The sequence below is a fragment of the Mesorhizobium sp. KR1-2 genome (genome assembly GCF_040045035.1).
GTDB lineage: Bacteria > Pseudomonadota > Alphaproteobacteria > Rhizobiales > Rhizobiaceae > Pseudaminobacter.
In genome coordinates this window covers 212,287-235,820 of record NZ_JBDZDS010000003.1, presented here as the reverse complement: position 1 = coordinate 235,820, position 23,534 = coordinate 212,287, and the positions used below count along the sequence as shown (strand labels likewise).

21 protein-coding genes and 1 other RNA gene are annotated in these 23,534 nt (G+C 64.9%); 6 read left to right on the top strand and 16 right to left on the bottom strand.

Features of this window, described 5'->3' with window-relative positions:
• The 6 genes from rhaM to ABLE85_RS08840 all read right to left on the bottom strand — a co-directional run bounded on the left by rhaM (window position 1) and on the right by ABLE85_RS08840 (window position 5,781).
• Window positions 1-318: an L-rhamnose mutarotase gene (gene rhaM / locus ABLE85_RS08865; protein ID WP_348792346.1), complete on the bottom strand. Its 318-nt coding sequence runs from the start codon at window positions 316-318 to the stop codon at window positions 1-3.
• The gene (locus ABLE85_RS08860) at window positions 318-1,328 is read right to left on the bottom strand and encodes an ABC transporter permease (protein WP_348792345.1); all 1,011 of its coding nucleotides are present in this window, start codon (window positions 1,326-1,328) and stop codon (window positions 318-320) included. The genes rhaM and ABLE85_RS08860 overlap by 1 nt, the downstream gene beginning before the upstream one ends.
• Window positions 1,325-2,302, bottom strand: coding sequence for an ABC transporter permease (locus ABLE85_RS08855; RefSeq protein ID WP_348792344.1), 978 nt, complete (start codon window positions 2,300-2,302; stop codon window positions 1,325-1,327). The genes ABLE85_RS08860 and ABLE85_RS08855 overlap by 4 nt, the downstream gene beginning before the upstream one ends.
• Window positions 2,299-3,843 (bottom strand): sugar ABC transporter ATP-binding protein, encoded by a 1,545-nt coding sequence (locus ABLE85_RS08850; protein WP_348792343.1) that lies wholly within the window; start codon window positions 3,841-3,843, stop codon window positions 2,299-2,301. The genes ABLE85_RS08855 and ABLE85_RS08850 overlap by 4 nt, the downstream gene beginning before the upstream one ends.
• A gap of 75 nt (window positions 3,844-3,918) precedes the next feature.
• Window positions 3,919-4,914: a rhamnose ABC transporter substrate-binding protein gene (rhaS, locus tag ABLE85_RS08845; protein WP_348792342.1), complete on the bottom strand. Its 996-nt coding sequence runs from the start codon at window positions 4,912-4,914 to the stop codon at window positions 3,919-3,921.
• Window positions 4,915-4,971: 57 nt separating this feature from the next.
• Window positions 4,972-5,781, bottom strand: coding sequence for a DeoR/GlpR family DNA-binding transcription regulator (locus tag ABLE85_RS08840; RefSeq protein ID WP_348792341.1), 810 nt, complete (start codon window positions 5,779-5,781; stop codon window positions 4,972-4,974).
• A gap of 182 nt (window positions 5,782-5,963) precedes the next feature.
• Here ABLE85_RS08840 and ABLE85_RS08835 point away from each other — a divergent pair, with 182 nt between their 5' ends.
• Together ABLE85_RS08835 and rhaI are read left to right on the top strand one after the other, a co-directional pair.
• Entirely contained in the window at window positions 5,964-8,066 is a 2,103-nt protein-coding gene (locus ABLE85_RS08835) for a bifunctional rhamnulose-1-phosphate aldolase/short-chain dehydrogenase (RefSeq protein WP_348792340.1), read from the top strand.
• A gap of 85 nt (window positions 8,067-8,151) precedes the next feature.
• Window positions 8,152-9,444, top strand: coding sequence for an L-rhamnose catabolism isomerase (rhaI, locus tag ABLE85_RS08830; RefSeq protein ID WP_348792339.1), 1,293 nt, complete (start codon window positions 8,152-8,154; stop codon window positions 9,442-9,444).
• An 85-nt stretch (window positions 9,445-9,529) separates the two neighbouring features.
• Here the strand turns inward: rhaI and glmM are convergent, their stop codons facing one another.
• Window positions 9,530-10,882 carry a phosphoglucosamine mutase gene (gene glmM / locus ABLE85_RS08825; protein ID WP_348792338.1) on the bottom strand — a complete coding sequence of 451 codons (1,353 nt, stop codon included), beginning with the start codon at window positions 10,880-10,882 and terminating at the stop codon, window positions 9,530-9,532.
• Between the two features lie 393 nt (window positions 10,883-11,275).
• On the opposite strand from glmM, the gene ABLE85_RS08820 reads away from it, so the two are divergent.
• Window positions 11,276-12,094: a hypothetical protein gene (locus ABLE85_RS08820; protein WP_348792337.1), complete on the top strand. Its 819-nt coding sequence runs from the start codon at window positions 11,276-11,278 to the stop codon at window positions 12,092-12,094.
• Window positions 12,095-12,176: 82 nt separating this feature from the next.
• Here ABLE85_RS08820 and ABLE85_RS08815 read toward each other — a convergent pair whose 3' ends face one another.
• Entirely contained in the window at window positions 12,177-12,707 is a 531-nt protein-coding gene (locus tag ABLE85_RS08815; RefSeq protein ID WP_348792336.1) for a MarR family transcriptional regulator, read from the bottom strand.
• 129 nt (window positions 12,708-12,836) lie between these two features.
• On the opposite strand from ABLE85_RS08815, the gene ABLE85_RS08810 reads away from it, so the two are divergent.
• Entirely contained in the window at window positions 12,837-13,187 is a 351-nt protein-coding gene (locus ABLE85_RS08810; protein WP_348792335.1) for a cupin domain-containing protein, read from the top strand.
• A gap of 105 nt (window positions 13,188-13,292) precedes the next feature.
• Here ABLE85_RS08810 and ftsH read toward each other — a convergent pair whose 3' ends face one another.
• The 8 genes from ftsH to tolQ all read right to left on the bottom strand — a co-directional run bounded on the left by ftsH (window position 13,293) and on the right by tolQ (window position 22,252).
• Window positions 13,293-15,233: an ATP-dependent zinc metalloprotease FtsH gene (ftsH, locus tag ABLE85_RS08805; RefSeq protein ID WP_348792334.1), complete on the bottom strand. Its 1,941-nt coding sequence runs from the start codon at window positions 15,231-15,233 to the stop codon at window positions 13,293-13,295.
• Between the two features lie 105 nt (window positions 15,234-15,338).
• The gene (gene tilS / locus ABLE85_RS08800; RefSeq protein WP_348792333.1) at window positions 15,339-16,727 is read right to left on the bottom strand and encodes a tRNA lysidine(34) synthetase TilS; all 1,389 of its coding nucleotides are present in this window, start codon (window positions 16,725-16,727) and stop codon (window positions 15,339-15,341) included.
• Window positions 16,721-17,785: a tol-pal system protein YbgF gene (gene ybgF / locus ABLE85_RS08795; protein WP_348792332.1), complete on the bottom strand. Its 1,065-nt coding sequence runs from the start codon at window positions 17,783-17,785 to the stop codon at window positions 16,721-16,723. The genes tilS and ybgF overlap by 7 nt, the downstream gene beginning before the upstream one ends.
• Window positions 17,786-17,943: 158 nt before the next feature.
• Entirely contained in the window at window positions 17,944-18,450 is a 507-nt protein-coding gene (gene pal, locus ABLE85_RS08790) for a peptidoglycan-associated lipoprotein Pal (protein WP_348792331.1), read from the bottom strand.
• A 205-nt stretch (window positions 18,451-18,655) separates the two neighbouring features.
• Window positions 18,656-19,972 (bottom strand): Tol-Pal system beta propeller repeat protein TolB, encoded by a 1,317-nt coding sequence (tolB, locus tag ABLE85_RS08785; RefSeq protein WP_348792330.1) that lies wholly within the window; start codon window positions 19,970-19,972, stop codon window positions 18,656-18,658.
• A 37-nt stretch (window positions 19,973-20,009) separates the two neighbouring features.
• Window positions 20,010-21,068, bottom strand: a complete 1,059-nt coding sequence (locus ABLE85_RS08780) for a hypothetical protein (RefSeq protein ID WP_348792329.1) — start codon at window positions 21,066-21,068, stop codon at window positions 20,010-20,012.
• Window positions 21,069-21,074: 6 nt separating this feature from the next.
• Window positions 21,075-21,527 carry a protein TolR gene (tolR, locus tag ABLE85_RS08775; protein WP_348792328.1) on the bottom strand — a complete coding sequence of 151 codons (453 nt, stop codon included), beginning with the start codon at window positions 21,525-21,527 and terminating at the stop codon, window positions 21,075-21,077.
• Between the two features lie 14 nt (window positions 21,528-21,541).
• Window positions 21,542-22,252 (bottom strand): protein TolQ, encoded by a 711-nt coding sequence (tolQ, locus tag ABLE85_RS08770; RefSeq protein WP_348792327.1) that lies wholly within the window; start codon window positions 22,250-22,252, stop codon window positions 21,542-21,544.
• A gap of 335 nt (window positions 22,253-22,587) precedes the next feature.
• Between tolQ and ssrS the strand changes: the two genes are divergently transcribed.
• Window positions 22,588-22,744: non-coding RNA, 6S RNA (ssrS, locus tag ABLE85_RS08765), on the top strand.
• Window positions 22,745-22,880: 136 nt separating this feature from the next.
• Window positions 22,881-23,465, top strand: coding sequence for a 5-formyltetrahydrofolate cyclo-ligase (locus ABLE85_RS08760; protein WP_348792326.1), 585 nt, complete (start codon window positions 22,881-22,883; stop codon window positions 23,463-23,465).
• Window positions 23,466-23,534 lie beyond the last annotated feature (69 nt).

Here is a 23,534-nt window from a genome sequence, read left to right as displayed (position 1 = left end):
CTAGTCCATGTGGAAGACGGTTTCGAGCGGCACGGCCACGGGCTCGTTGTCCGCCTTGGTTTCCATGATGTCGGCCATATGGGCCCACCAGCGCTTCATAACCGGGTGGTGCGGCAGCGCGTCCATGCCGTGGTTTTCGGTGCGCCAAAGCACGCCGAACAGCAGGTTCGTCTCCTCGTCGAGATGGATCGAATAGTCGCTTACGCCGGCCTCCCTCAGCAGCGCCGAGAGTTCCGGCCAGATCGCATCGTGCCGACGCTTGTATTCGGCCTTCATGCCGGGGTGCAGCCGCATGCGGAAAGCGTATTTCTCGGCCATCAGGCAAAACGCTCCTTGGTGAGATGACGCCAGACGATCGGCAGGGCGATGACGAGGATGAGCAGCAGGCCGATGAAGATCGACATGACGATGCCCGGCACGTTGAGCAGCCCCAGGCCGAAGGTCACCAGCCCGATGATCAGCGCGGCCAGCACCACGCCGAAAATGCCGCCCGCGCCGCCCAGAATGCTGACCCCGCCCAGCACCACCATGGTGATGACTTCCAGCTCGTAGCCCTGAGCGATGGAGGGGCGGGTGGAGCCCAGCCGCGACGTGATCAGCACGGCGGCAATGCCGGACATCAGCCCGGTCAGGCAGAAGAGGATGAACTTCGTCCGCTCCACCCTGACACCCGAGAAACGGGCCGCCACGGGGTTGTTGCCGATCGCGTAGACGCGTCGGCCGAAGCTGGTGCGGTGAAGGACGAAGAAGTAGACGGCCGCGGCGGCGAGGAACAGCACAAGCTCGAACGAGACGAGCCACCACACATAGCCCTGGCCGAAGAAAGCAAAGCTGGCCGGATAGCCCTTGTAGGCCTGGTCGCCGAGGATGATGAAGGCGGTGCCCCGGAACAGGCTCATCGTGCCGATGGTGACGACGATGGAGGGCAGGCCGAGCCCTGTCACCAGCGCGCCGTTGAACGCGCCGCAGGCAAGACCCACTGCAATGCCGATTCCGACGAGCCCAGGCGTGCCGATCCCAAACTGCGCGGCCATGCCCATCATGGTGGCGGCAAAGGCGATGACGGCCGCCACCGACAGGTCGATCTCGCCGGCGATGATCAGCAGCGCCATTGCCAGCGCGATCAGCGCCTTTTCGGTGAAGTTGAAGGTCAGGTCGGACAGCGACCACGGATCGAGGAAGTAGGGCGAGGCCAGGCTGTTGGCGACGAAGATGGCGATCGCGACGGCCACCAGCAGCGCCTCCCAGCTCAGGATCGCGGCGCGCAGCGGCTTGTCGAGCCGGTCGGGGATGTGGCGCGAGCCCCGCGCCGTCTCTGTCGCGCTCATGTCGCCTCGGCCTTCTTGAGGATGATCCGGCCCTGCCGGCGCTCGCCGCGCGCATTCAGCACGACGGCCAGGATGATCGCGCCGCCGGAGATTGCCATCTGCCAGAAGGGCGAGATGTTGATGACGGGCAGCGCGTTGTTGATGAGGCCCAGGAACAGCGCGCCGAGCACGGCGCCGCCCACCGAGCCGATGCCGCCGGCGATCGATATGCCGCCGATGACGCAGGCGGCGATGATGTTGAGCTCATAGCCGTTGGCCACCTCGACCGAGGCGATGACGTAGCGCGACACCCAGAGATAGCCGCAGATGCCCGCCACCATGCCCGAGATGCAGAAGGCGACGAAGGTCGTGCGCCCGACGTCGATGCCGGCATAGACCGAAGCCGTCGGGTTCACGCCGATGGCGTAGAGTGCGCGGCCGAGCGGCGTGCGCGTCAAAAGCAGGTAGAACAGCGCAATCGCGGCGAGTGCGAACCACGACAGCAGCGGCAGGCCGAGCAGTTGCGCCCGCTGCAGTCCGATGAAGGTCGGGCTCATCTTGTCGGCGTTGACCCAGGCCCCGCCCGAAACCAGGAAGGTCGCGCCGCGATAGATGGTGAGCGTTCCGAGCGTGACGACGATGGAGGGGATGCCGAGCTTCCATACCAGCAGCCCGTTGAAGGCCCCGAGTGCGAGACCGACGCACGCTCCCAGCACGATCAGGGCAGGGACGGGGATTGCCGGATAGGCGGCGTTGATCATCGCCACGACCATGCCGGTCAAAGCCACGTTGGACGCCATGGACAGGTCGATCGAGCGGGTGAGGATGACGACCATCTGGCCGAGCGCAAGGATGATCAGGATCGACGTGTCGTTGAAGACGGTTGCCAGGTTGCGGAGGCTGGCAAAGGCCGCGTAGCGCGTGGAAACGAGGCCGATCAGCACGGCAATCGCCAGCAGCAGCCAGATTTCGCGTTGTTTCAGCAGTGTCTTCATGGCGCTGCAATCCCGGCTGCCGCCTGCACCAGCGTCACGGCGTCGAGCCCCTTGTTCTCGTGGATCGCCGCGATCCGGCCCGCGCGCATCACCACCACCCGGTCCGACATGCCGATGATTTCCGGCAGCTCGGACGAGACCATGATCACGGACAGCCCCTGTGCCACCAGTTCCGCCATGAAGCCGTGCACCGCCGCCTTGGAGCCGATGTCGATGCCCTTCGTCGGCTCGTCGAGGATGATCACCTTGGGCCGGGTGGCCAGCCATTTGGCGATCACCACCTTCTGCTGGTTGCCGCCCGACAGGGTGCCGACGTCCTGGCTGAGGGAGGCGGCGCGCAGGTCGAGCCGTTCCGTATATTCGCGGGCAAGCGCGAATTCCTCCGCAAGACGCAGCACGCCGGATTTCGACGTGCGCTTCAACGACGGCAGCGACACGTTCTGGAAGATCGGCAGGCCGATCACCACGCCCTGCTTGCCGCGCTCCTCGGGCACGTAGACGATGCCCTTCTCGACCGCATCCGCGGCTGACGCCGGCGCAATCAACTCGCCTTCCAGCGTGATAGAGCCGCGGCTCGTCCGGGTCATGCCGGCAATCGCCTGCATCACCTCGCTGCGCCCGGCGCCCACCAGCCCATAGAAGCCGAGTATCTCGCCCTTGCGCAGCTCGAAGCCGATATCGTCGAATTCGGTTGGGTGCGAGAGGCCGGACACGGCCAGCACGGTGTCGCCAATGTCGGCCTGCCGCTCCGGGAAGATCTGGTCGACCGCGCGGCCGACCATCAGCTTCACGATCTCGCTTTGGCCGGTGTCGGCCAAAAACCCTTCGCCGACCATCTCGCCGTCGCGGAACACGGTGTAGCGATCCGCGATGCGGTAGATCTCATCGAATTTGTGGCTGATAAACAGCACCGCCTTGCCGTCGCTCTTGAGGAACTCGATCAGCAGGAAAAGCTCCTCGATCTCCTTGGCCGAGAGGGCGGCGGTGGGCTCGTCCATGATGACGATCTGGGCGTCGATGGACATGGCGCGCCCCACCGCGACCAGGTGCTTGTTGGCGATGCCGAGGTCCTTCAGCCTTGTGTCGGGGTCGATATGCGCCGCGCCCATCGCCTCCAGCACCTCGCGTGCCCGGCTGCGCATGGCGCGCCAGTCGATGGTGCCAAAGCGCGTCTTCGGCGCATGGCCCAGGAATATGTTCTCGGCCACCGAAAGCTCGTCGAACAGCACCGTTTCCTGGTGGATCGCGGTGATGCCGCGCTCGAATGCGGCGTGCGCGGTGGGCAGCGTGACGGGCTCGTCCCCGATGGAGATGGTGCCGGCGTCGGGCTGGTAGATTCCGGTCAGGATCTTGACCAGCGTCGACTTGCCGGCCCCGTTCTCGCCGATCAGCGCCGTCACCTGCCCCGGATAGAGCGAGAGGCTGACGTCGTGCAGCGCGCGAACGCCGGGAAAGCTCTTGCTGATGCCGGCGAGCGTCAGCAGCGGCCGGGACGGCGCAGGCCGAAGCTCCGCTGCGATGGGAAGGGCTGTCCTGTCCATTGTCCCGCCAGGCCTGCGTACCGGTTCGGCCGGCACGGTGAAACTTGTCCACCGTGCCGGCCGCTTGCTCGCAGATCAATAGATCTTGGAGAACTTCTCGATGTTGGACTTGTCGAAGGTGAAGGGATCGGCCATCGGAGCCGAGTTGTCGTCATCGAGCACGATCTCGCCGACGCGGCCGATCGAGAGTTTGGCGCCGGGCTTGGCCTCCTCCTTCTTCACCGCCAGGTCGTAGGCGAGGTAGGTGGCCGAGTAGCCGAGATCGATCGGGTTCCACAGCGCGACCGCCTGCGAGGCGCCGTTGTCGATGAACTTCTTGAACTCCGACGGCAGCGCCAGGCCGGTGACGTTGATCTTGCCGACCAGATTCTCGTCGGTCACCACCTGCGCGGCGGCAACCACGCCCACCGTCGTCGGCGCGATGATCGCCTTCAGGTCCGGATAGCTCTTAATCAGACCCTTGGCCTCGTCGGTGCTCTTGGCCGAGTCGTCGTCGCCATAGACGGTGGCGACGAGATTGATCTTGGGGAAGTCGGTCGGCAGCGCCTTCTTGGCAGCGTCGATCCAGGCATTCTGGTTGGTCGCCGTCGACGAGGCCGACAGGATCGCCACATCACCGCCTTCCGGCAGGTAGTCGGCAGCCAGCTTGATGATGGTCTTGCCGATCAGGTCGGTGGCCGACGGGTTGAGATGCAGCTGCCGGCCTTCCTTGGCCACGCCCGAATCCCACGAGATCACGGTGATGCCGCGGTCCATCGCCTTCTTCAGCGCCGGCACCAGCGCATCCGGATCGTTGGCCGAGATGGCGATCGCGTCGACCTTCTGGGCGATCAGAGAGTTGATCACCTCGATCTGGGCCTCGGCGGTCGCCTTGGTCGGGCCGGTATAGATAATCTCGACGTCGCCGAGCTCCTTGGCCGCTTCCTCCGCGCCGGCATGGGCCGCGTCGAAGAAGCCGTTGCCCAGCGACTTGACCACCAGCGCGATCTTGACGGCCTCGGCCTGGGCCGCGGTCGCGAACATGGCGGCCGATAGGGCCGCCGTCACCATCAGTTTCTTCAGGACGTTCATCGCAGTTCCTCCCTCTTGGTTCCGTTCCCATCAGTGTTGCCGCCTGGGATGTTTCCCTTAGGCCGGCAGCGAAGATACCTCCGCTTTCGATGCCGCGTTCCTCGCGACGATCAGTTTGACGCCCGCCTCCTCCAGCATCCTGGCCTCCTGGTCCGTGATGCCGTCGTCGGTGATCACGGTGGCGATGCGCGACAGGCCGCACAGGATGAGGCTCGAACGCTGGCGGAATTTCGAGGAGTCGACCAGCACGACCAGCTCTTCGGCCTGGTCGATCAGCTTCTGCTCGGCCTGGATCAGCAGCGGGTCGGCCTCCATCAGCCCGAGCGGCCCCAGCCCCTGCGCGCCCATGAACATGCGCCGCGCATAGAAATTGCGCGTTACGTCATTGTCGAAGGGCGAGAGGATGATGTTCTGCTCGCGATAGATCGTGCCGCCCGACAGCACCACCGTGTTCTTGGAGTGCTTGAGCAGGTGCTCGGCGATCGGAAACGAATTGGTGAAGATCGGCATGCGCCGGTTAGTGAGGAAATGCACCATCTGGAAGGTGGTCGTGCCGCCATTGATGATGATCGGCTCGCCGTCCTGGCACAGCTCCACCGCCTCCTTGGCGATCACGCGCTTCTTGTCCGCATGCAGCGTCTCGTTGACGCTGAACGGGCGGCCTGCAAGGCCGATGAACTGTGGCGGCGTGATCGCTTCGGCGCCGCCGCGCACCCGGCGCAGGCGCTTCTGCAGGTGCAGGGCCGCGATGTCGCGCCGGATGGTGGCTTCCGATGCCTCGGTCAGCTCGACCATCTCCTGCACGGTCACGACAGGCTTCTCCTGCACGGCCGACAGAATGACGCGGTGACGCTCTTTTTCGTGCATGGTTCCTCCCTGCGGGGCGATTAACACATTCAAATCGCGCAGTGTCAATCAAGTTCGGTCACAATATTTCATTGTGCGCTGCAATATGAGTGGTTTTGATCGTTATTGATTGACAGTGTCGGCGGCAACGTGTGAACCTGCGCAAAAATACCGCGCAATCGTCGCGCGGAGGGAGGGAGACCATGCTCGAAACGCGTACCGCACCGCGCCTTGCCAATTTGTGGGACGAGGGCAGGGCCGCCGCCATGAGCGAGCCCGAGCGTCTGGTCTACCGTTCCAACCTGCTGGGATCCGACAAACGCATCACCAATTACGGCGGCGGCAATACGTCTGCGAAGGTGATGGAGAAGGACCCGCTCACCAGCCAGCCCGTCGAGGTGCTATGGGTGAAGGGTTCGGGCGGCGATGTCGGCACGATCAACCTCGACGGCTTCTCCACGCTTTACATGGACAGGCTCGCGGCACTGAAGGGCCTCTATCGCGGCATCGAATTCGAAGACGAGATGGTGGGCTATCTGCCCCACTGCACCTTCAACCTGAACCCGCGCGCCGCGTCCATCGACACGCCGCTGCATGCCTATGTGCCGAAGAAGCATGTCGACCACATGCACCCCGACGCCGTCATCGCCATCGCGGCGTCGAAGAACAGCAGGGATCTGACGCAAAAAATCTTCGGCGGCGAGATCGGCTGGTTGCCGTGGAAGCGGCCGGGTTTCGAACTCGGCCTGTGGCTGGAGAAATTCGCCCGCGAAAACCCGGATGCGGTCGGCGTGGTGCTGGAGAGCCATGGTCTGTTCACCTGGGCCGATACGGCCAGGGAGTGCTACGACACCACCATCCGCATCATCAACCGTGCGATCGAATGGTTCGATCAGGAGACGCACGGCAAGGCCGCGTTCGGCGGAAAGGCGCGCGGCGTCCTTCCGCCTGACGAGCGTCGGGCGGTGGCGGCGCGGCTGATGCCGGCCATCCGCGGCATGATTTCTGCTTCCGAGCGCAAGGTCGGCCATTTCGATGACAGCGATGCGGTGCTCGAATTCGTCTCGTCGCGGGACATGGCGGCACTCGCCGCGCTGGGCACCAGCTGCCCGGACCATTTCCTGCGCACCAAGATCCGTCCGCTGGTAGTCGATTTCGACCCGGCAAAACCCGATGTCGACGCCACGCTGGCCGGGCTCGACGCGGCCGTCGCGCACTACCGGCAGGGCTATGCCGCCTATTACGAGCGCTGCAAGCGGCCCGACAGCCCGCCCATGCGCGACGCCAATGCGGTCGTCTACCTGGTGCCCGGCGTCGGCATGATCACCTTTGCGCGCGACAAGGCCACCGCGCGCATCTCGGCCGAGTTCTACGTCAACGCCATCAACGTCATGCGCGGGGCCTCGGCCGTCTCGACCTATGTCGGCCTTCCCGAGCAGGAGGCGTTCGACATCGAATACTGGCTGCTCGAAGAGGCCAAGCTGCAGCGCATGCCAAAGCCGAAGCCGCTTGCCGGCAAGGTGGCGCTGGTCACCGGCGGTGCCGGCGGCATCGGCCGCGCCACGGCCGAGCGCCTGCTGCGCGACGGCGCCTGCGTGCTGCTGGCCGACATCGACGAGAGCGCGCTTGCCGCCGCCAATGCCGAGCTCGCTGGCCGCCACACCGCCGACATGGTGCGCAGCGTCCGTCTGGACGTGACCCGCGAACAGGACGTGGCCGCCGCCATTGCCGCCGCGGTGCAGGACTATGGCGGCCTGGACATCCTGGTCTCCAATGCCGGCATCTCCTCGTCCGCGCCGGTGGACGAGACGGACCTGGCGATGTGGAACCGCAACATGGACATCCTGTCGACCGGCTATTTCCTGGTCGCGCGCGAGGCCTTCCGCCTGATGAAGCGGCAGAAGACCGGCGGCACGGTCGTCTTCATCGCCTCGAAGAACGGCCTCGCCGCTTCCCCCAATGCGGCTGCCTACTGCACGGCCAAGGCCGCCGAGATCCATCTCGCGCGCTGCCTCGCGCTGGAGGGGGCGGAGTTCGGCATCCGCGTCAATACGGTGAACCCGGACGCGGTCCTGCGCGGCTCCAAGATCTGGACCGGCGAATGGCGCGAGCAGCGCGCCGCCGCCTACAACATGAGCCCGGACGATCTCGACGAGCATTACCGCAAGCGCTCGATGCTGAAGCTCAGCGTCTATCCAGAGGATGTCGCCGAAGCGGTGTTCTTCTTCGTCTCCGACATGTCGGCCAAGTCGACCGGCAACATCGTCAACGTCGACGCGGGGAATGCACAAAGCTTTACGCGTTAGGACTGAATTCCTCTCCCCAACCTTCATGGGGGAGAGGTGGCTCGGCGAAGCCGAGACGGTGAGGGGATACTGGGAGGAAATCGCTGTGACCGAAACCATCATCTCTGCCGACATAGTTGAGCGCGACAATGCCGCGCGCGAGACCGCACTCCGGCGCGACTATGAGGCGCTTGGTGAACAGCTCGACCGCCGCGGCATCCCGATAGATGCCATCCGCGACAAGGTGGCCGCCTCCGGCATCGCCATCCCGTCCTGGGGCGTGGGCACCGGCGGCACCCGCTTCGCGCGCTTTCCGGGGCGGGGCGAGCCGCGCGACATCTTCGACAAGATCGAGGATTGCGCCGTCATCCAGCAACTGACACGGGCCACCCCCAACGTCTCGCTGCACATCCCCTGGGACAAGGCCGACGCCGCGCGGCTCAAGCAGGCTGCGAGCCGCTTCGGGCTTGGCTTCGACGCCATGAACTCCAACACCTTCTCGGACGCCGCCGACCAGAAGCTCAGCTACAAGTTCGGCTCGCTGTCGCATGCCGATGCCGCCACGCGGCGGCAGGCGGTGGAGCACAATCTCGAATGCATCGAGATCGGCAAGACGCTCGGCTCCAAGGCGCTGACGGTGTGGATCGGCGACGGCTCCAACTTCCCGGGCCAGATCAACTTCAGCCGGGCCTTCGAGCGCTATCTCGATTCCATGCGCGAGATCTACGCGGCGCTGCCCGACGACTGGCGGCTGTTCACCGAACACAAGATGTACGAGCCGGCCTTCTATTCCACGGTCGTGCAGGACTGGGGCACCAACTATCTTATCGCGCAGGAGCTCGGGCCCAAGGCCTTCTGCCTGGTCGACCTCGGCCACCACGCGCCCAATGTGAACATCGAGATGATCGTCGCGCGGCTGATCCAGTTCAGGAAGCTCGGCGGCTTCCACTTCAACGATTCCAAATATGGTGACGACGACCTCGATGCCGGTTCGATCGATCCCTATCGCCTGTTCCTGGTCTTCAACGAGCTGGTCGATGCCGAGCTCAATGGTGCCGAAGGTTTTGGTCCGGCTCACATGCTCGACCAGAGCCACAACGTCACCGACCCGATAGAGAGCCTGATGCTTTCGGCGGCCGAGGTGCAGCGCGCCTATGCGGCGGCACTGCTTGTCGACCGGCCGGCGCTCGAGGCCTATCAGGATGCCAATGACGCGCTGATGGCCACGCAGACCTTGAAGACCGCGTTCCGCATCGATGTCGAGCCCATCCTTGCCATGGCTCGCCTGGATACCGGCGGTGCGATCGATCCGGTGGCGGCCTATCGCGCATCCGGCTACCGCGCGAAGGTCGCGGCAGAGCGCCCGGCGGTCGCGAGCGGGGGTGGGGGGATTGTGTGAGTCTGGCCGTGCTCGCCCAGGCTGATGCTGCAGGGCTCGCGCCGGCTGACCGGCAATCAGTTCGGGCGAAGCTGCTTTAGCCCGTTCAGGCCGCCGTCTTGACGTCCGAGATCACGCCGACGATGTCGTTCACCACCGTTTCGACCAGCTTGGGGTCGTCGCCTTCGGCCATGACGCGGATCAGTGGCTCGGTGCCCGAGGGGCGGATGACGAGACGGCCCGACTGACCGAGGCGGTTGCGTGCCTCCTCGATCGCTGCCTTGACCGGCGCGGCTTCGAGCGGCTTGCCGCCCGAGAAGCGGACATTCTTGAGCAACTGCGGAACCGGCTCGAACTTCCGGCACAGCTCGCTCACAGGCTTGTTCTCCCGCTTGACGCAGGCCAGCACCTGCAGCGCCGAGACGATGCCGTCGCCGGTGGTGGAGAAATCCGACAGAACGATATGGCCGGACTGTTCGCCGCCAACATTCAGCCCGTGCGCGCGCATGTGCTCGACAACGTAGCGGTCGCCGACCTTGGTGCGGTGAAGCTGCAGGCCAAGGTCGCCCAGGAAGCGTTCGAGGCCGAGGTTGGACATGACGGTGGCGACAATGCCGCCGCCGGCCAGGCGGCCGCTGTCGAGCCAGGATTCGGCAATCAGGGCCATGATCTGGTCGCCATCGACCACCGTGCCGTTCTCGTCGACGATGACCATGCGATCGGCGTCGCCGTCGAGAGCGATGCCGATATCGGCCCGCACTTCGTGCACCTTCTTGGCCAGGCTCACCGGATGGGTGGAGCCGCATTCCTCGTTGATGTTGAAGCCGTTGGGGTCGTTATGGATGGTGATGACCTCGGCGCCGAGCTCCCACAGCACGGCGGGCGCGACCTTGTAGGCGGCGCCGTTGGCGCAGTCGACGACGATCCTGAGGCCCGCGAGCGACATGGAGCGCGGCAGCGTCAGCTTGGCGAATTCGATGTAGCGGTCATGTACGCCGTCGATGCGCTTGGCGCGCCCAAGAGCGTCGGCATCGGCCAGCGCGATGTCGATGTCCTGGTCGAGCAGCCCCTCGATGCGCATCTCGATCTCGTCCGACAGCTTGTAGCCGTCAGGGCCGAACAGCTTGATGCCGTTGTCGTAGTAGGGGTTGTGCGAGGCGGAGATCATCACGCCGATGTCGGCGCGCAGCGAGCGGGCGAGCATGGCAACCGCCGGCGTCGGCACCGGGCCGAGCAGGAAGACATCCATGCCGGCCGCGCAGAAGCCGGCCACCAGCGCGTTCTCGATCATATAGCCTGACAGGCGCGTGTCCTTGCCGAGGACGACGCGGTGGCGGTGGTTGCCGCGCTGGAACGAAAGACCCGCCGCCATCCCCACTTTCATGGCGATCTCGGCCGTCATCGGAAATTTGTTGGCCCGTCCCCGGATTCCGTCAGTTCCGAAATAGCGCCTGCTCATACTGCTCGATATCCCCGGTCTTTGACACGTTCCCCCGTGCTGCTTTTGGCACAGGACGTTACGCCACGAACATCACATATTGTGATTATTTGTTACAAACCTTCCAAGTGCTTTTGTTTTAACCGGCTTATTTGAATTTTTCGTTCACGGAACGCTTCCGCCGACACGGGTGCCTGAGCGCCAATAGGCCCTTCCTGGAGGCCTGCCTTCCCGCTTGCGGTCAGGAGCGGCAGCGCGAATTTCGGTCGGGCGACAACTTTTCCGAGCACGTCCCTGGGCCTCGTGGAACGTCGTCGACGGTCGCGCATTACTAGGCATCTGGCGCCAGTGGCGATCGCAGATTGATCCTTTGCGAGGAACGCTTTGGGGCGACAGCAATGGAGACATACACCCATGCTCATCACAAGATTTGCCACCCTGGCGGGCCTCGCCGTGGTCGCATGCCTCATGGCGGCACCGGCTAGCGCGCTGACGATGAAAGAATGCAGCGCCAAATACAACGCTGCCAAGCAAGCCGGCGCGCTCAACGGGCAGACCTGGAACGAGTTCCGCAAGACCGAGTGCGCTGCCAATGCAGGCGCGGCCACCGGACCCGCCGCCCCGGAGAAAAAAGCCGCGAGGAGCAAGAAAGCCACTGAAACGGCCGCTCCTGTCGAGGGTGCCAAGGGTCTAACGATGCAGGAATGTAGCGCCAAGTACAACGCCGCCAAGGATGCCGGCACGCTGGGCGGCAAGACCTGGAACCAGTTCCGCAAGGCCGATTGCGGTCCCGGCGCCAGCGCTACGGCAGCCACCGGCAAGGCGACCGGAGGTGCCGCTGCGGTTCCCACCGGCAAGGGCCTGACCATGAAGGAGTGCAGCGCCAAGTACGGCGCGGCCAAGACCGCCGGCACGCTGGGCGGCAAGACCTGGAACCAGTTCCGCAAGGCTGAATGCGGTGCCTCCGCTGCCGAGGACGAGACGGTCCCGAGCCTCGGCCATGCCACCTACAAGGGCGAGCCCGAGAAGCCGACCACTGTCGCGCCGCGTGGCGTCAAATTCCCGAGCGGGATCGACGGCAAGTTCAGCAACGAGACGCCCGGCAAGGCGCGCATGCATACCTGCCTCGAGCAGTACTACGCCAACAAGGACGCCAATGCGCTGGGCGGTCTGAGGTGGATCCAGAAGGGTGGCGGCTACTACAGCCTGTGCAATGCCAAGCTGAAGGGCTGATCCTGCCGATCATGGCTTGAACGGCTCGCGCGACGCGGGGGCGCGGCCCTTTTGCGCCTTCGGGACTTTTGGGCGCTCGCTGCTATTTGGAGGCGGCGGTCGCCGTCTTTTCTTCCGCCAGCAGAAGCAGTTCGCGCAGCATGCTCGCCAGCGCTTCCCGCTTCTCCGGAGGAAGCTGTTCCAGAAACTGCAGCTCGCTTGCCATGTCGGCCCGGAACGCTTCTTCCGCGCGCTGCTGCCCTTCCGGCGTGAGCGAAACGAAGAAACTGCGCCCATCCTCGGGCGACTTCTCCCGCGCGATCAGCCCCATCTTTTCCAGCCGTCCCAGGCGATGGGTCAGCCCGCCGGACGAGATCATCAGCGATTTGTAGAGATCGGTCGGCGTCAGCCGGTAGGGCGGGCCGGATCGGCGCAGCGTGCCGATGACGTCGAACTCGCCCCGATCGAGACCGAATGCGGCAAAGGTCTCTTCGATGCTGGGCCGGACGAGATTGGACAGTCTGTAGGCGCGGCCGAGGATCGACATGGCTGAGGTGTCGAGGTCCGGCAACTCGCGTGCCCACTGGCCGCGCAGTCGCTCGACGTGATCTGCTGGTTGCGGCTTGTCGCTCATGAGGCGGTCTCCAATTCGCTGTCCATGTCCTATAAGTCAAATATATCTTGACGAGAAGATATTATGAGATATCTTGACGCGAAGATAGTTTCTGGAAGTCCTGCAATCCCGAACTTGAGGAGAAGCACGATGTACGAAATCATTCGCCGCACAGAGCCGCTTCCCGGCGCCAGCCGCACCCTCCGCTTTGAAGGGCGCGAGCATGGCTCGGCCGTTTCCTTCTTCCTGGTCGACAATGAGCCGGGGCAGGGGTCTCGCCTGCACGTGCATCCTTACACTGAGACCTGGGTCGTTCGCGGAGGAGAGGTCGAGTTCACCGTGGGGAGTAAAAAAACCCACGCTACGGCCGGCGACATTGTCGTCGGCGCCGCCAACATTCCGCACAAATTTGTCAATATCGGCACCGGGCGGCTGGAGATGGTCTGCATCCATGCGAGCGACCGCATCGTGCAGGAACTCGTGATCGAAACGAGCGCCTAGTTCGCGGCAGGCCAGGCTGCAGTTGTCGGAGGCCGCTTCGTAGCGCAAACGAAAAAGCCGCGGAGTTTTGGCTCCGCGGCTTTCCTTGTTGTCACAACTGGCTTCTCAGCGCTGCGGCTGAGGTTCCAGCCCGGCGTCGGGTTCCTCGCCGCCCTTCTTGCGGCGGCCGCCGCTGGCGCCCGCCTTCGGTACGGCCGAGCCGCGGCTCGGCGGCGTGTCGTCGCCCATGTCGCGGGAAGGCTTGTGGCCGGCGAGCAACTGCTTGATCTCGTCGCCCGACAGCGTTTCGTATTCCAGCAGGCCCTCGGCCAGCGCAACCCAGTCCTTCTTCTTCTTGGTCAGAATGTTGCGCGCGGTGGTGTAGGCCTCGTCGATCAGGCGGCGCACTTCGGCGTCGATGATCTGCGCGGTCTCTTCCGAGACGTTCTGGGTGCGGGCCACCGAATGACCCAGGAACACTTCCTCCTGGTTCTCGCCATAGGCGACCTGGCCGAGCTTGTCGGAGAAGCCCCAGCGGGTCACCATGGCACGGGCGAGCTTGGTCGCCTGGTCGATGTCGGAGGAGGCGCCGGAGGTGATGTTCTCCTTGCCGAACTTGATCTCCTCGGCCACGCGGCCGCCCATCATGATCGCCAGTCGAGAGATCATGTACTTGTAGCTCATCGAGTAGCGGTCGCCTTCGGGCAGCTGCATGACCATGCCCAGCGCGCGGCCGCGCGGGATGATGGTTGCCTTGTGCAGCGGGTCGGCAGCCGGAACGTTGAGCGCCAGGATGGCGTGACCGGCCTCGTGATAGGCGGTCAGCTCCTTCTCGGCCTGGGTCATGGCCGAAGAGCGGCGCTCCGCGCCCATCATGATCTTGTCCTTGGCGTCCTCGAACTCGGCCATGGTCACCAGGCGCTTGTTGCGGCGCGCCGCCATCAGGGCAGCCTCGTTGACGAGGTTGGCGAGGTCGGCACCCGAGAAGCCGGGCGTGCCGCGTGCCAGCACCTTGAGGTCGACATTCGGCGCCAGCGGCACGTTGCGCACGTGCACCTTCAGGATCTTTTCGCGGCCGACGATGTCCGGGTTCGGCACCACGACCTGGCGGTCGAAACGGCCCGGGCGCAGCAGAGCGGGATCGAGCACGTCGGGCCGGTTGGTCGCGGCAATGAGGATGATGCTCTCATTGGCCTCGAAGCCGTCCATCTCGACCAGCAGCTGATTGAGCGTCTGTTCGCGCTCGTCGTTGCCGCCGCCGAGGCCGGCGCCGCGATGACGGCCGACCGCGTCGATTTCGTCGATGAAGATGATGCAGGGCGCGTTCTTCTTGGCCTGCTCGAACATGTCGCGCACGCGGCTTGCGCCCACGCCGACGAACATTTCGACAAAGTCCGAACCCGAGATGGTGAAGAAGGGCACGTTGGCTTCACCGGCCACCGAGCGGGCCAGCAAGGTCTTGCCGGTGCCGGGAGGGCCGACGAGCAGCACGCCGCGCGGGATCTTGCCGCCCAGGCGCTGGAACTTCTGCGGGTCGCGCAGGAACTCGACGATTTCCTCGAGGTCCTGCTTGGCCTCGTCAACGCCCGCAACGTCCTGGAAGGTGATGCGGCCATGCGCTTCGGTCAGAAGCTTGGCCTTCGACTTGCCGAAACCCATGGCGCGGCCGGAGCCCGACTGCATCTGGCGCATGAAGAAGATCCAGACGCCGAGGATCAGGATCATCGGCAGCCACGACAGCAGCATGCCGAAGATCGAGCTCGAGCCGTCGTTTTCAGGGCGGGCATTGATGGTGACGTTCTTGTCCGACAGCTTCTGCACCAGAGCCGAGTCGCCCGGCGAGTAGGTCTGGAAGGTGTTCGAATTGTCCGTGTAGGTGCCGGAGATCCGTTCGCCCGCGATCGTCACGGCTTTGACGCGCCCGGCCGAGACATCCTTCAGGAATTCCGAATAGGCGATATCGCTGGAAGCTCCCCGCGTCTGCGGCGTCTGGAAAAGGTTGAACAGGGCGATCAGCAGCACTGCAATGATCGCCCAGAGCGCGAGGTTACGATAATTCGGATTCATCGAGTTTCCCGTTGTGCCCGAAAACCGGGCACGCGTCGTTGTTGGCAGCGTCGAACTAACATAGGCACGCCTAGTGGCGATGCCAAGCATAAGAGCACGTTTCGGTTAAGCATTAGGGTTGGGACCTGCCAATAATATGGCGGCCAAGGGCGGGGTGGGCGGCATCGGCGCACCGACCAGGGCGGCGACGGCGCGCGCCGGCTCCAGGTCGAAGCAGGGCAGAAAACGCGCCCAGGGTGCCATCACCGGGCGGGCGGCGATGCCGTGCAACGGGGTGTCGGCGGCCAACGGACCCAGGCATTCGCCGCTGCTCAACAAGGCAGGTTGAGCGGCGCGGGCGGCCCGCACGAGGCTTGCCGGCGCCTCGGCCGCTTGATTTTCCGTCATTTTCGCCTGCGATGCGCCCAGCGGCGCGACAGCGAGGCAGCCGGTAACCACTGACGTCGACAGCCGATAGCGGCCGTCCCAAATCATGCCGTCGTGCGGTGCCTGAGGCCCGGGCAGGTGGCGGGCCTCACGGCGCAGGAAAAACCCGGCACGTCGCGCGTCGACCACCGTCCGCGACAATGTGGCGCAAAAGGATTCCTCCGCCAACCGGCGAAAAATCGCCGCCGCGCGCGTTTCGTCCGGCAGGAAGGCCGTGCCGCCCGTCACCGAGAGCAGGATGCGCAACGCATAGATTGCGGCCTCGACGTCCGGCGCTGCCGCGAAGGCCGGGTCGAGCCGCAGGAGCCCGGCGGCTGGGCGGGTGGCATGGGCGCGGATCAGGCGGGCAGCTTCGGCCCCCAGCCGCAACCGTTGCTGCGCCGCCACCTCGGCCATCGCCAGCGTCTCGGAAACGCGATCGGCTTCCTCCCGGCCAAGCGCGGCGCGCAGGCGCGGCCGCTCGAAGGCCTCGTTGACGTTGGTCGGGTCTTCCAGCCAGCTTACGCCGCGGGCGCGCAGGTAATCGCGCAGCGTCTCGCGTCGCACGCCCAGCAGCGGCCGGACGACCCAGGCGGTGCCGTCGAACAGCGTCACCGGCGCCATGCCGGCAAGTCCGCGGGCGTCGGGCCGGGCGTCCTGGCGGGCACGGCGCATCAGCACGGTCTCGGCCTGGTCGTCCGCCGTATGGCCGGTCAGGATCACGTCGGTGCCCTCCAGCGCGGCCGCTTCGGCCAGAAGGCGATAGCGGGCGTCGCGCGCGGCGGCGGGAATGCCGGTCTCGGGCTTCTTGCCGGTCCAGACCATGGTGCGGTGGGAAATCTGGTGGCGCGCCGCAAAGCGCGCGACTTCTTCGGCCTCTGCGGCAGAGCCGGCGCGCAGGGCATGATCAACAGTCACCGCGACGAGCCGGGTGCCCGGGGCGGCGCGGTCGAGAAAGGATTTCGTCAGGAGAAGGAGAGCGAGCGAGTCGCTGCCGCCGGAAACCGCCACGACAAGCGCGCGGCGCGGGGCGAGATCAAAGGTCGAAAAGAGCCGGTGCGGGTCGAGCTCTGCCCGAGGCTTCAGCACGCTGCACGCGCCTGTTCCTGCTTGACGCGATCCTTGAGAGCGCTGGACAGGTCCGGATAGCGCTTGCCGATTTCACCGAAGGTGGCGCAGGCGACGTCGCGCTGGTTGAGGCCGACGAGCGAGATGCCGAGCTTGAGCAGCATGTCGGGGGCCTTCTTGGATTTCGGATAGGCCTTGTTGGCGGCCAGGAAGGTTTCCGCCGCGTCGCGATACTTCATCTGGCCGAGCAGGGCCTCGCCGAGCCAGAAATGCGAGTCCGCGGCCTTCGGGTCGTTGGGGAAGCGGGCGATATGGTCGCGGAAGCCGGTTTCGGCCGTGCCGTAGTCGCCGGAAAGGATGAACTGGTAGGCGTTGCGGTAGAGTTCGTCGGGGTTGTCGGTGGCGGGCAGGGCGGCGACGACGGTGTTGCCGGAACTGTTGGCGCCAGAGCTGTTGGCCGAGGTGTTCTCGGCGGCGTCGGCGGCAATCTGGTCGCCGATGCTGCCGCCCGTGACGTTGCCGCTTGCGTCGAAGGTGATGGTGCCGAAGCTCTTGGGCGGGGTGCCGCGGCCGTTGGAACCCGCGGTGGGCTGCTCTTCGTCGACGACCATCGGCTCAACGCCGCTCGGGGCAATGGCGGCGCTGGTCTGTGTTTCAGCTGGGCTGGCGTGGGAAGACGTCGCGGAGTTCTCCGCGACGTTCTGGTTGGTTTTGCCGGGGCCGGCATCCGCCTTCTTCTTGCTTTCCAGCTCCTGGAAGCGGAACTCGTTGTCTTCCTGCATCTTGCGAAGCTGTTCCTGCATCTGCAGGATCTGGAAGTTGAGCTCCTCGATCGTGCCGTTGAGCGTGCGGATCTGGTCCTCCAGGCCGTTGACGCGCGGATCGCTGGCCTGGGCCAGCTGCATCGTGCCACCTTGCTGGCCGGAGAAAACGCCCGGCAGGCCGGTTGGCTGCGGAACAGACAGGCCAGGGTTGGCGCTCCCGGCCGGGCTTGCCGTCAGGGAACGGTCGCTCGCTTGCGCCGGGCCGAACAGCAGGAAGGCGGCTAGCGTGCCGCTGAGGATCGATCGAAAATACATGTGCCTCTCGCCAATGAAAAACGGGAAATGCCAATTTGCGCGGTGCGCGCTCTGCCTTTTATCAGTGTGAGAGACTTCGGCCAAATTTTGTTTGCGACATGCCATGAAAAAAGGCGGCCGCAAGGACCGCCTTTGGTGATGCTTTGCTGCAACAGCGCTTAGCTGCCGGCGCCGCCCAGCGTGGTGACCGCACGGCGGTTCTGCGACCAGCAGGAGATGTCGTCGCAGACGGCCACCGGCCGCTCCTTGCCGTAGGAGATGGTGCGGATGCGGTTGGCGGCAACGCCGCGCGAGACGAGGTAGTCGCGGGTGGAGGCGGCGCGGCGGGCGCCCAGTGCCAGGTTGTATTCGCGCGTGCCGCGCTCGTCGGCGTGGCCTTCGACCACGATGGCGTAGTTGCCGTACTTGTTCAGCCACTGTGCCTGGCGCGTCAGGATGCCCTGCGCGTCGGCGCGGATCGAGGTGGAGTCGGTGTCGAAGAAAATACGGTCGCCGACATTGACCGTGAAGTCCTGGGCCGAGCCCGGGGTGGCCGCACCAGCACCGCCAAGGCCGAGATCGGCTGCGCTGTTCGGGGTCTTCTTGGACGCGCAGCCGGCGAGCGCCAGCGATGCCACCAGGGCAACGGCCACGGGGTTGGTTGCAAGTTTAGCGATGCGGCGCATCCCGCCTCTCCTTCGCATTCGAGTGATTTCGTTGATCGACCAGTAACCACATTGAGGTTAACCGGCGTACAAGAAATATGGTTAACAGTTGATTTCAGCCGCCCGTCCGCAGCCTTGAGGCCTATATTTCATTCGTCCGCACCCTAGGCCGAAATGCGGCGGAAACGCGGCGTTTTCAGCGAAACGCCGCGTTTCGCCAGGCTTGCTAGTCCAGCAGGGGAGACCATGCCGGGTCCGAAGCGAAGTTCGCGGTCGGAATGGGCTGTTCGTTGCGACCGGTCAGGTCGATCGAGTAGAGGCGCGCTCCGCCTGAGCCGGCGGCCTCGCGGAAGAACATCAGTACGCGGCCGTTCGGCGCCCAGGTCGGGCCTTCCTGCTGGAAGCCGCTCGACAGGATGCGCTCGCCCGAGCCGTCGGTCTTCATGACGCCGATCTGGAACTGGCCGCCCGACTGCTTGGTGAAGGCGATCAGGTCGCCGCGCGGCGACCACACCGGCGTGGAGTAGGTGCCTTCGCCGAAGGAGATGCGGGTCTGGCCCGAGCCATCGGCATTCATCACATAGATCTGCGGGCGTCCGCCGCGGTCGGAGGTGAAGACGACTTTCGTGCCGTCCGGCGAATAGGAGGGCGAGGTGTCGATGGAGTTGGAGTTGGTAAGGCGCGTGGTGGTGCGGCTACGTAGATCCATCGAGAAGACGTTGGAATTGCCGTCGTCGCGCAGCAGGCTCATGATCACCCGCTGGCCGTCGGGCGAGAAGCGCGGCGCAAAGGTCATGCCGGGGAAGTTGCCCACGAGTTCGCGCTGGCCGGTCTCGATCTGCAGCAGATAGACCTGCGGCTGGCCGCTCTCGTAGGACATGTAGGTGATTTCCTGGCGCGTCGGCGAGAAGCGCGGGGTCATCGCGATCGCGCGGCCGTCCGACAGGTAGCGCACGTTGGCGCCGTCCTGGTCCATGATGGCGAGCCGCCGCTTGCGCTGGGTTTTCGGCCCGGATTCGTCGATGAAGACGACGCGGGTGTCGAAATAGCCCTTTTCGCCGGTCAGCCGCTCATAGATCGCGTCGGCGATGATGTGGGCCACGCGGCGCGAATTGGCCTTGGAGGAGAAGAACTGCTCGCCGGCCAGCTGCTGGCCTGCGAAAGTGTCCCACAGGCGGAACTGGGCGCGCAGGCGGCCGTCGGCTTCCTGGGTCACGCGGCCGGTGACCAGTGCCTGGGCGTTGATGACCTTCCAGTCCTCGAAGCGCGGCGCGGCGTCCGGGTTGGAGATCTTCTCGATGAAGGCGCCCTTGTCGATCGGCGCGAACAGGCCCGACCGCTTCAGGTCGGCGGCCACGATGGCGGAAATCTGTGCGCCGATGCCGTCGCCCGACAGGAAGTCGGTAATTGCGACGGGCAGGGGCTCGACATTGCCCTTGTTGACGTCGATCTCGACCAGCGCGCGCGCCGGCAGCGTGGCAACTGCGCTCATCCCGGCGGCGAGCGCGCTCATCAACATGATTGTTTTGAAGAAATTCTTCATGAAGTTCGGCCTCTTTGGTCCAAATGCGCGGATGGGATCAGAACATCTCGCTCGGGTCGAAATTGACAATGACGTCCGCCCAGGCGTCGTATTTGTCGGCGGGTAGGTTGTAGGGCGAGCATTTCAGCACGGCCCGTCGCGCCGATTCCGCTGCGGCGCGCTCGACGCCGCTGGAACCGCCACCGGAAATGACTTCTGCGCCGCCCTCGACCGCGCCGGAGCGGTCCAGCTTGAACTTCACCGATACGCGCAGGTTCTGCGCGTCGACTGCACCCGCCGGAATGTTCCAGCAGCGCTGGATCTGGCCGCGCAGCGCGTCCATCTCGCTCTGCGACAGCTTTGCGCCGTTGTTGTTGCTCTTGTCGCCGCCCAGCGAGGCCTGCTCGCTCGAGCGCTTGGCGCCGCCGCCCGCCGCCTTGTCCTTGCTGAGAAGCGCCGCGATATCGTCGGCGTTGAACGACTTTTCGTCCGACTTCGGGCTGGAAGAGGCCTGCTTGGTCGGCTTCTCGGTCTCCTTGCGGTCGGGCGTCTTGGCGGCCTGGGGCTTCTCCGGCTGCGGCTTCGCTGCCGGCGCCGGGGCCGACTTGGGCAACTGCATGGCCTCCGCGTCGGGGCTTTCCGCGGCAATCGCCTCGGCCACCTGGTCCGGCTTGGTTTCCTGCTTGGGCTGCGGCTCAGGTTCCTTCACCGGCGTCGGCTCCGGTTTCGGCTCGGGCTGCTTCACTGGTTCGGGCTTCGGCTGATCGGCAGGCTTGGACGTCGGTTCGGGCGCCGGAGGCGGCGCATCCGCCGATTCCACCGGCTTGGGCTTGGCCTCGGGCGTCGGTTTCTTGTCGGTGTCGATATTGTTGTCGCCCACCTTCTGCGCATCCGGCACGATGTCGGGACGCTTGGTCGGCTTGGGCGCCGGCTTCTCGTTCATCGGCGCCTTCTTGTCGCCCTGCTGGATCTGGGTGATCGATTCGATGGGCACGATGTCGACGGGCAGCGACTCCACGTCCGTCACTTCGAAGGCGCGCGGCGCCGACAGCGTGAACAGGCCGAAGGCCAGCACGCCAGCATGCAGGATAACCGATGTGGTGAGACCGGCTCTCATGCCTGGCTACTTGTCCTGTTCCTGAAGCGTCACCAGGCCGAGATTCTTGTAGCCGGCGGCCGAAATGCGCGCCATCACCTTCATCACGGTGCCATAGTCGGCGGTCTTGTCGCCGCGCACATAGATGCGCTCGTCGTAGCCGGTCTTGGAGATAGCCTCCAGCTTGGCCACGATCTCGTCGAGCTCGATCTCGGTTTCCTGCAGGTAGATCTGGCCCTGGTCGTTGACCGACACGGTGATCGGCTGTGTCTCCGAGTTCATCGCCTTGGCCTGCGTTTCAGGCAGGTCGATCGGCACGCCGACGGTCAGCATTGGCGCCGCCACCATGAAGATGATGAGAAGCACCAGCATCACGTCCACCATCGGCGTGACGTTGATCTCGGAGATGGGGCCGGAGCGGGCACGCCGCCGGCCACGGCCGCCGCGGCCCGATCCGCCTGCGCTTACAGACATTCCCATGATTGCTCGTCCCCTCAGGCCTTCTGGGCCACCTTCTCATCGATTTGGCGCGACAGTATGGCGGAGAATTCGTCGGCGAAGCCTTCCATGCGCATGCCGAGCTTGCCGACGTCCGACGATAGCTTGTTGTAGGCAATGACCGCCGGGATAGCGGCGAGCAGGCCGATGGCCGTTGCCAGCAGCGCTTCCGCGATGCCCGGCGCCACCACGGCGAGGTTGGTCGACTTCGAGCCGGCGATCGCCTGGAAGGAGGTCATGATGCCAATCACCGTGCCGAACAGGCCGATGAAGGGCGCGGCCGAGCCGATCGTGGCGAGGAAGCCGAGGCGACCCTCGAGGCGCTCCATCTCGCGGGTCAGGGCTAGGTCCATCGCCTTGTCGATGCGCGTCTGCAGGCCGAGCGGCGACTTGGCGCCCTTCTCGAAGCTCTTCTTCCACTCGCGCATGGCGGCCACGAAGATCGCGCCCATGCCGGTCGTCTTGCGGTCGGCGAGGGTGCGGTAGAGCTCCTCCAGCGACTGTCCCGACCAGAAGATCTGCTCGAAGCGGTTCAGGGCCGCACGCATGCGCCCATAGGCGATGACCTTGTCGATGACGATTGCCCAGGTCCAGATCGACGCGCCGAGCAGGCCGAGCATGACCAGCTTGACGACCCAGCCTGCCTGCCAGAACAACGCCCAGATGGACAGTTGTGCGCCCGGTTCGGCGAGTGCGATGTTTTCCATGATAAGACAGTTCCTTAATATTTCCGGGCGTGGCTCGCGGCTAGCCCATGCGCATGATCCCATCTGGTCCGTTCGCGCGAAGCTTCCGGAATGTCCCCAAAATGCGCCGATCCGGGCCTTTTCGGGGCGAAATTTGGTAAAAGGAAGGCGTTAAAAACGCGCAATCCTCATCGACTTCTTCATGGACTGTTATGGTTAAAGATGAGTTAGGAATGAGGCGGTCTTTCGCGTTGGCAGTATTGTCAGAATGCGTGGCCGCCTTTCCCGGACGGGTGACGCGATTCCGTTCAGCTCTCCTCTGGCGTCGGGCACAGGGGCAGTCTATATTCAGCGACGGCGGTCTGCGCTTCGCGGCAGGAGTAACATTTCCCCGGGGCCTTATCGATCTCTAAGGGAGCTGTCCCTGGGAAGACTCGTGGGTTTTCTCACACGGCGCCCACCTACTTTGTAGGTTCCCGGGATCGACATCTTCACCGGTTGTGTGGATCGTCACTTTCCCTCTCCAAAACCGTGTCGTGCCAAGCGGGCTTCGCCCTGCGTCGCGAAATTGTCGCTGCGGCGATGCTTTCCAAAACTGGTCTTTTTTATCCTGACACGGCATAAGGAGCGCCAAAAGGCAGGTGAGGCCGTGACGGAACTGAAGGCACTGAAGAAGCAAATGCGCGCCGAGGCGCTGGCCCGTCGCAACGCGCTGCCCGTCGATTGGCGCATCGAGACATCGCTCGGCATGGCCGAGGCTGCCGCAGCCATCCCGGTCGAGCCGGGCACGGTCGTCTCCGCTTTCTGGCCAATCCGTTCCGAGGTCGACGTTCGACCGCTGATGTCCGCCCTGCAGGACAAGGGCGCGCGGGTTTGCCTGCCGGCCGTCCTCGACAAGACGACCATCGTCTTCCGCGAGCTGGTGCGCGGGGCCGAGCTGGTGGAAACGGGCTACGGCACCGCCGGCCCCGGGGAAGACGCCCCGGTTCTCGACCCGCAGCTGATGCTGATTCCGCTTGCCGCCTTCGACGCGCGCGGTCATCGCATCGGCTACGGCGCCGGCTACTACGACCGCGCCATCGCCCGCCTGCACGACAAGGGCATGCGCCCGCGCATGATCGGCGTTGCCTTCGACTGCCAGGAGGTGCCGCTGGTGCCTGATGAGCCGCACGACGTGATCATTCCCGAAATCCTGACCGAAAGCGGGTTGCGCCGTTTCGGTGCTCGTCTGTAGAAGGGGAGCGCCCGGCGGGCCGCGACCAAGCGGCGATCGTGCTCGCGACGGTGGCGCAAGGATCGCTCG